The organism is Lichenibacterium minor (genome assembly GCF_004137685.1).
Lineage (GTDB): Bacteria > Pseudomonadota > Alphaproteobacteria > Rhizobiales > Beijerinckiaceae > Lichenihabitans > Lichenihabitans minor.
This window is the reverse complement of record NZ_QYBB01000181.1, coordinates 1-614: the sequence shown is the minus strand read 5'-3', so window position 1 is coordinate 614 and position 614 is coordinate 1. Positions and strand designations below refer to the sequence as shown.

1 protein-coding gene is annotated in these 614 nt (G+C 67.8%); it reads left to right on the top strand.

Going from position 1 to position 614, the window contains the following annotated elements:
- Nucleotides 1-66 precede the first annotated feature (66 nt).
- Nucleotides 67-614: FGGY family carbohydrate kinase (locus D3273_RS27955; protein ID WP_245501432.1), on the top strand; the 548-nt coding region annotated here is incomplete at its 3' end.

Here is a 614-nt window from a genome sequence, read left to right as displayed (position 1 = left end):
CTCAGCCCCGGAACCCCGCCGAAGGCCGAGCGCCTTTGGGAACCATGTTCCAAGAAGAGGCTCATCATGGACCAGGTCATCGGCGTTGACATCGGCACGCAGAGCACCAAGGCGGTGCTGGTCGGGCGTGACGGCGCAATTCTGGCCCAGGCGTCGCGCGCCTACGCGCCCGACACGCCGCGTCCTAACTGGGCCGAGCAGCACGCCGACGTCTGGCTCGATGCCGTCGTGGCCTGCCTCGCCGAAGTGGTCCGAGCCGTGCCGGAAGGCGACATCAAGGCTATCTGCATTTCCTCGCTCTACGGTGGCTCCGGCATCCCGGTCGACGCGGATGTGCGGCCGCTCTACCCGTGCCTGATCTGGATGGACCGCCGCGCCGAGGCGCAGGTCGCCTGGGTCAGGGCGAACCTCGACCTCGCGCGTCTTGGCCGCGTCACCGGCAACGGCGTCGACAGCTATCACGGCTTCACCAAGATGTTGTGGCTGCGAGACGAACGGCCCGACGTGTGGGAGCGTACGGCGCTGTTCCTGCCGCCTAACGCCTACGTGATCCAGCGCCTCACGGGCGAGATCGCGGTCGACCATTCCTCGGCGGGCAACATCGGCGGGGTCTA